This is a genomic window from Martelella sp. (genome assembly GCF_984369615.1).
In genome coordinates this window covers 1-7,231 of sequence record NZ_CFHTCS010000229.1, presented here as the reverse complement: position 1 = coordinate 7,231, position 7,231 = coordinate 1, and the positions used below count along the sequence as shown (strand labels likewise).

At 62.6% G+C, this 7,231-nt stretch carries 7 protein-coding genes; 6 read left to right on the top strand and 1 reads right to left on the bottom strand.

Annotated features, from left to right (window positions below):
- The 5 genes from AC5DC2_RS16405 to AC5DC2_RS16385 form a co-directional block, all read left to right on the top strand.
- Positions 1–518: flotillin domain-containing protein (locus AC5DC2_RS16405; RefSeq protein WP_491699252.1), on the top strand; the 518-nt coding region annotated here is incomplete at its 5' end.
- A gap of 27 nt (positions 519–545) precedes the next feature.
- Positions 546–971, top strand: a complete 426-nt coding sequence (locus tag AC5DC2_RS16400) for a hypothetical protein (protein WP_491699251.1) — start codon at positions 546–548, stop codon at positions 969–971.
- Positions 968–2,917, top strand: a complete 1,950-nt coding sequence (locus AC5DC2_RS16395; protein ID WP_491699250.1) for a hypothetical protein — start codon at positions 968–970, stop codon at positions 2,915–2,917. The genes AC5DC2_RS16400 and AC5DC2_RS16395 overlap by 4 nt, the downstream gene beginning before the upstream one ends.
- Before the next feature lie 21 nt (positions 2,918–2,938).
- Complete coding sequence (locus AC5DC2_RS16390) at positions 2,939–4,096, top strand: iron-containing alcohol dehydrogenase (RefSeq protein ID WP_491699249.1); 1,158 nt, start codon at positions 2,939–2,941, stop codon at positions 4,094–4,096.
- 24 nt (positions 4,097–4,120) lie between these two features.
- The gene (locus AC5DC2_RS16385) at positions 4,121–5,575 is read left to right on the top strand and encodes an NAD-dependent succinate-semialdehyde dehydrogenase (protein WP_024706647.1); all 1,455 of its coding nucleotides are present in this window, start codon (positions 4,121–4,123) and stop codon (positions 5,573–5,575) included.
- A 204-nt stretch (positions 5,576–5,779) separates the two neighbouring features.
- Here AC5DC2_RS16385 and AC5DC2_RS16380 read toward each other — a convergent pair whose 3' ends face one another.
- Complete coding sequence (locus AC5DC2_RS16380; RefSeq protein WP_491699248.1) at positions 5,780–6,370, bottom strand: TetR/AcrR family transcriptional regulator; 591 nt, start codon at positions 6,368–6,370, stop codon at positions 5,780–5,782.
- 245 nt (positions 6,371–6,615) lie between these two features.
- Here AC5DC2_RS16380 and AC5DC2_RS16375 point away from each other — a divergent pair, with 245 nt between their 5' ends.
- The gene (locus tag AC5DC2_RS16375; RefSeq protein WP_024706649.1) at positions 6,616–7,044 is read left to right on the top strand and encodes a MaoC family dehydratase; all 429 of its coding nucleotides are present in this window, start codon (positions 6,616–6,618) and stop codon (positions 7,042–7,044) included.
- Positions 7,045–7,231: the final 187 nt, after the last annotated feature.

The window sequence follows — 7,231 nt, the reverse complement described above, 5'->3', positions numbered from 1 at the left end:
GCTATGCGGTCGAGGCCGAGGGCAAGCAGAAGCTCAACGAAGCCGAGAATCTCAGAACCGATGCCAGCCGCCGCAGCAGCCTGCACAAGTCGCTGGTCGAGAACCTGCCCGCAATCATTCGCGAAAGCGTAAAGCCGATGGAGAAGATCGAGGGCATCAAGATCCTTCATGTCGACGGATTGCCCGGCTTTTCCGGCGGCGACGCGGGCGGCGGCCGCTCCGCTGCGGCCGGCGGCGAAGGCGGCGGCAGGGATGGCGACGGGACAGGGCAGCCGCGCGATGGCAATCTCGCCGATCAGGTCGTCTCCTCGGCGTTGCGCTATCGCTCGCAGGCGCCGTTTGTCGACCAGCTTCTGAACGAGATCGGCCTCAGCGGCGATGCGGTCCATCGCACCCTCGCGCTGCAGGATCTTTCCAAGATGGTCTACACGACGCCGGAACAGCAGGAGGCCGATGCCGGCAGGACATTGCCGGGCGGCGCCGCCAAAGCACCGACCAAACCTGCCGACAGGCACTGACCAAGGCTGCAGAACCGGAGTTTTTAAATGTCGGGACATGCGAAGGTTGAGCGAAATCTTCTTGTCTTCGCCGCATGGGCGACGTCGGGCTTTCCCGCTCTTGCGTTTTTTCTGGAGGGTCTTGCACGCGATTCCTACCTCCTATCGCTGGCGGGCGTCGCGCTGGTCGTCGTCACCTTCGCGATCCATATCGTCATCAACGCGGTGAACGATTGTGGCTTTTCCGCCGGCGAGGCTACGCTTGGCATCGGCGCCTTCGGCGTGCTTGCGCTCGTCTTCATCGCGGCATGGCTCGATGGCGGTCTGACGGCTGTCGATTACTGGTCAGGGCTCACGCTTTTCGCCGTGCTCGTCTGCGGCTTTCTCCTCTATCTATCAACGCGGCACGGACTGAGGGGAGCGTTCTCGCGCTTCCACTTCAAACCGGCGGAAAGCGGGAATGAGCCCCAATGAGCAGCATTTCCGAATCCGTCTGGTTTCCGCTTTGCAGCCTTCTCTATATCGCCGTGATGCTGCACTGGGTACGCGTCTCCGCGCGCATGAATGTCGGGGACGGGGGCTTCTTCTCCGCCGCCCACTCCCTGGCGCCCTGGCTCTCGGCGCTGGTGATTGCCGGCGCCAGCCTTGCCGCCTGGTTCGTGCTCGGCGCGGGCAGCGCCATCAGTGACGACGGGTTCTCGATGCCGGTCTATCTCGTCGGCGGCGTGCTGGTCGCGCTCCCCGGCATCGTGTTCTTCAAGCGGGTGTGGTTTGCCGCGGAACGATTGCGGGTATCGTCTCAGGCGGAAATCTTCCGGGCCTATTTTCAAAGTCCGTTTCTCGTTGCCGTCGTCGCTCTGGTGGCGGTTCTGTTCGCCATCGGATTTTCCGGCCTGCAGATCAGGGCTTTTGCCAGTATCGCGTCGGTTTTGAGCGGCGGCGCGCTGTCGCCGCTCGTGGCCAGCACCGTTTTCGGCTTCGTTCTGTTTGCAGGGGTCGGCATCGGCGGCATGCGCGCGCTCGGCTATTTCGGCTTCATTCAGGCGGCGCTGGTTTTTTGCGCGATTGTTGCGCTGGCGGGTTTTGCGCTTTCGTGGAGCGGCGGCTTTGCTGCGCTCAATGCCAATCTCTATCGACTTGCGATGTCGCCGGACAATGCCCGGTTTTTCAGCGTCGACGGCATTATTCGTTTTACCGGCGGGCTTGGCCGCGGCGGTGACGCGGCAACGTCGCACACAGCCATCGCCAATCTCAGCCTCGCTTTCGCGCTGATGGGGTTTCAGGCCAGCCCGGTGGTGCTCAAAGTGGTGCTGTCGACGCGCTCGCCGAAAGGTTTTGCCGCCGGGCAGACCTGGGTCACAGCCGGTTTCTTCGGCGCATTGATCATTTTCGCGATCGCGATCGCCGGCCTGGCCGGCCTGCTCGATCCCGCTCTCAGGCTGGTGCCGCTGCTGGACGCTATGCAGGTTTCTTCGCCCTGGTTTGCGGCCTGGATCTTCATCGGCATCGGCGCCGGCGTCCAGCTCTTGGCCGGCCTCTCCCTGTTTGTGGCCGGCGAGACACTGGTGCGCCATCTCTACAAGCCGTATTTCAATGCGGCGCTTGGTCAGCGGGCGACAATCACGCTCACCCGCGTGGTGATCGCGGTACTCACCGTGGTGGCCCTGGTGATGCAGAATCTGACCCCGGTTACCGTGTCGGCGCTCGCTGGCCTGGCCTTGCCCGCTGCGTTTCAGCTCTGGGTTCCGATGCTCGGCGTGACATGGCTTGGCTGGATCACGCGTCCCGCTGCCGTTCTCGGCGTCGGGTTCGGTCTTGCCGGCGTCGTGCTGACGGAGCCGCTCGGCTATCAGTTACTTTCGTTCCTGGGGCTGGAGCTGCCCTGGGGGCGCTGGCCGTGGACGATCCATTCCGCCGTCTGGGGCATGGCCGCCAATGTTACAGCAGTCCTGATCATTTCGGCGATCACAAACCGCAATGCGCTTTGCGAGGAGGCCCGCGAGGTCCGCAAACTCTATGCAACGCTTCTGGCGTCGGGCGGGGAGGCGCGCCGGTTTCGTGCTTTTGCCTGGTCGGCTGTCCTTGCCTGGTTTTTCCTTGCCGTCGGGCCGGGACTGATCTTCGGCAACACCGCCTTCACCGGCGGCGATGCTGCGGCCCCGGTCTGGCTTCTCGGCATGCCTTCGCTTTGGGCCTGGGCGCTCGCCGCGTGGATACTCGGCGTCGGGCTCGCCTGGTTCCTCAGCTACAAAATGGAGATGGCAAGCCCGGTTACCGTCGAAATACCGCCCTATGAACCGCCGCCGCGCCTTCGGCCTGACCAAAGCCGGGCCGAGCGGGAGCGGCTCGGTATCCTGGTCATAACCGGAGCCGTCAGCTTCGCTCTGGTTGTCCTTATTGCATTCAGTTTCGGCGGTTGAGGCCGGTTTTGGAGATAAACGATGGATAGATTTGCATTCAACACGGCCAAGTCGATCAGGTTCGGCACTGGCACTTTTGACGAACTGGCCAAACTGGTCAACGCGCAGGTCGGCGACCGCATCATGCTCGTGACCGATCCCGGAATGATGGCAACGGGCATGGTGGAGCGCGCGCTGAAGCAGTTTCGCGACGGCGGCATCACGGTCGAACTGTTCAAGGACGTTGAAGCCGATCCGCCGGAACATGTGGTGCTCGGGGCGGTCGCGGCCGCCCGTTCGGCAGGCGTTGAGGGCATCGTCGGGCTTGGCGGAGGATCGTCGCTCGATGTTGCCAAGCTTGTCGCGCTGCTGGTGCCGGGAACCGAAACGCTCGCGGATGTATACGGCGTCGGCAAGGCGCGCGGTCCGCGCCTGCCGCTGATACTCGTGCCGACAACCGCCGGTACCGGTTCGGAGGTCACGCCGATTTCCATCGTCACGACCGGCGCCAGCGAGAAGATGGGCGTCGTCTCGCCGGTGCTCCTTCCCGATGTCGCGCTCCTTGATCCGGCGCTGACCTATGGCCTGCCGCCGCATATCACGGCTGCGACGGGGATCGATGCGATGGTTCATGCCATCGAGGCCTTCGCCTCGGCCAGCCCCAACAACAACCCGCTGTCGCGCATGCTGGCGACGCAGGCGTTGACGTTGATGGGGCGTTCGCTTCTGAAAGCGGTCCACGACGGCAAGGATGTCGAAGCAAGGTCCGATATGCTCTTGGGGTCGATGCTTGCCGGGCAGGCCTTCGCCAACTCGCCAGTCGCCGCCGTTCACGCGCTCGCCTATCCGCTTGGGGGGCACTTTCACATTCCCCACGGGCTCTCCAATGCACTGGTTCTGCCGCATGTCCTGCGTTTCAACATCGTGACCACGCCGGGCCCCTATGCCACGCTTGCACCTTTCGTGTTTCCCGAACTGTCGGCATTCGAGGGACAGGAACGGGCGGCGGCCTTCTGCGAGAAGCTTGCGGACCTTTCGCGCGCCTGCGGCCTGCCGCAGAATTTGAGGGCAATGGAGATTCCGCGGGACATCCTGCCGAAGCTCGCCTCCGACGCGATGAACCAGACCCGACTTCTCGTCAACAATCCGCGACCCCTGTCGGAAGCCGATGCGCTTTCGATATACCGCGCGGCTTTCTGATAATTCACAAAGAAAGGAACGGCCGTGTCACTTCAACTCCAGGATCCGAGCCTGCTCGAACATCGCGCCTTTCTCGCCGGCACGTGGGTGGAGGCTGAGAAGTCCTTTCCCGTCACGAATCCGGCAACCGGGGAACGCATTGCCATGGTGGCCGATATTCCGGCTGCCGATGTCGGCAAGGCGATTGACCGCGCTTACGAGGCACAGAAGCGCTGGCGGGGACTGACCGCCAAGGATCGATCGCAGATCCTGCTTCGCTGGAACAGCCTGCTGCTGGAAAACCAGGAGGATCTGGCGAAAATCCTGACCGCCGAAATGGGCAAGCCGCTTGCCGAGGCCAGGGGCGAGATTGCCTACGGCGCCTCCTTCATCCAATGGTTCGCCGAAGAGGGGCGGCGCATCTATGGCGATGTCATTCCCGGTCATCAGCCCGACAAGCGGATCATCACGATCAAGCAACCGATAGGCGTTGTCGGATCAATCACGCCATGGAATTTCCCCAATGCGATGATCGCCCGCAAGGTCGGCCCGGCACTTGCCGCTGGCTGCAGCTTTGTCGGTCGCCCGGCAGAAAAGACCCCGCTTTCGGCGCTTGCCATGGCGGTGCTTGGAGAAAGAGCCGGGATTCCCGAAGGCGTGCTGTCCATTCTGCCGGGCACCGACTCCAAGGGCATGGGCATGGAATTGTGCACCAATCCCAAGGTGCGCAAACTCACCTTCACCGGCTCCACCGAAGTGGGTCGCATCCTGATGCGTCAATGCGCCCACGATGTGAAGAAGCTTTCGCTGGAACTCGGCGGCAATGCGCCTTTCCTGGTCTTCAACGATGCCGATCTCGACAAGGCTGTCGAAGGCGCGATAATCGCCAAATTCCGCAATGCCGGGCAGACCTGTGTCTGCGCAAACCGGATCTACGCCCAAAGCGAAATCGCCGATGCCTTTACCGAAAAGCTGGCCAGGGCAATTACGGGACTGAAGGTTGGTGACGGCATGGCCGAAGGGGTCGCGATCGGCCCGCTCATCGATGACGCGGCGCTTGCGAAAGTCGAGGATCACGTGGCCGACGCCGTTTCGAAGGGCGCGACCGTGATCGAGGGCGGCAGCCGGTCCGATCTGGGCGGCACATACTACCGGCCCACGGTTCTGGGCGGCGTCAAACCCGGCATGAAAATCCTGGCTGAGGAAACCTTCGGACCGGTCGCGCCGGTGATCCGCTTCAACACCGTGGATGAAGGTATCAGGCTCGCCAATGATACCGAGTTCGGCCTTGCCGCCTATTTTTACGCCCGCGACATTTCGACGGTCTGGAAGGTGGCCGAGGAGATCGAGAGCGGCATGGTCGGCATCAATACGGGTTTGATCTCGACCGCCGAAGCGCCCTTTGGCGGCGTCAAATCCTCCGGCCTCGGGCGGGAAGGTTCCAAATACGGGATCGAGGAATTCCTGGAGATCAAATATCTCTGCATGGCTCTGGACTGATGCGTTTCATGGCTCGCAGCTCTCGTCGGCCCGAAGCTGCGAGTCTTGGCGGCAAGGTGGCCTCCGGGCGCGCTCCCTTTCACGATCTGTCGCCGGGTCTGAAGAGAGACGGAACGGACGTCAAGGACGCGGTATGCCCGCCAAAGCGCCCGCGATCCTTTCATGCCCTGATCTGATACGAAGATGCCGGGAGCCGCGGCCTGGTCAGCCGGCAATCCCGCCAATTTGCAGCGCCGCGACGCTGCGCGCCATGGCCCGCTGCTGTTCTGGGCTTTCGCCGGAGCGCGGACGATACCAGATCGTCATCCAGTTCACCGCTCCGAGCATGCCTTTGACCGCAAGCGACACATCGGCATCCCGACGAATGCTTCCATCCGCCTGGCCTTCGCGAAAAACGTCGACGAAAAGCTGTTCGAACCGGTGTCGGATATCCATGATCTCGTCGAGGCTGATGCGCTGTTCGGGGGTTGTCGCGGTCAGCCGGTGCATGTGCACGCCCTGCACGACAACCGCTTCGTAGGCGATGTTCTGCATCATGGTCAGCGCATGCGCCTCAAGCATGCGCTGCAGCTTTTCGCGGCCGGTTCCGTCATCCTGTTTCGCCGCGGTCACCGCGTCCATAAGACGCCGCATCCCTTCGCGGTGAACATCGAAGAAAAGATCGGTCTTCGAGCGGAAGTAATGGTAGATGCGGCCCTTGGTCGCGCCGAGGCGCCGCGCAACATCATCAATGCTCGTGCCCTGGAACCCCGTTTCGGTGAAGCAGAGCGCGGCGCAGTCCAGGATCTCGACCACACTCTCGCCAAGAGTGCCAGAATCTTCATGGCCTCGGGTCTTCAAGGCCCACTCCCGGTGCATGTCTTGGTTCGCCACACGGTCCCCCTGCAGTCAACTTATTCGGTACACGCTGTTCCAGCCATAAAGCCGATCGCGAGGTCGAACAACAAGCTTCGCGTCTTGATCAGGTCTGGACAGTTCGGAATTCGCATACTACTGAGTATGTTGCAAGCTTTAAGTTACGCATCTCCAGGAGGACCAAGATGACCGAAGCCGCTTCCCCTCTCGTTTCCGAATGGACATGCGTTGACCAGACGATGGTGGACCGGTTCGCCGATGCGATCGACGATCATCAGTTCATCCATGTCGATCCCGTGCGCGCGCGCGCCGAGACTGCCTATGGCGGCACGATCGTGCACGGTTTCTACCTGTCTTCGATGCTGACGGCCTTCGCCCGCAGCGCGTTGCCGCCGGCCAAGCCGGGCGCGGTCGAGGTGAATTACGGCTTCGACAAGCTGCGCTTTCTCACGCCGGTTCCGGTCGGTTCGCGCCTTCGCGGCAGCTTCACCCTGGCAAGCGAGACCCCAAAGGCAGGCGGCATGCTTCGCAATTACGCGGTGCGCGTCGAGATCGATGGCTCGGACCGGCCCGCTCTGGCGGCAAACTGGCTGGTTCTGACGGTCGGGGACTGAGCGCGAAGTGGCGCGCCGGCAGCGCACCCCGGCGCGACAGAAACGAAAATCACCAAGACAAACGGACCGGAGGAGAAAAAATATGTCGGTTTCATTCAAGGATCAGGTGGCGATTGTCACCGGCGCGGGGGGCGGACTGGGCCGCTCACACGCTCTCACCCTGGCCTGCCACGGCGCCGCCGTCGTG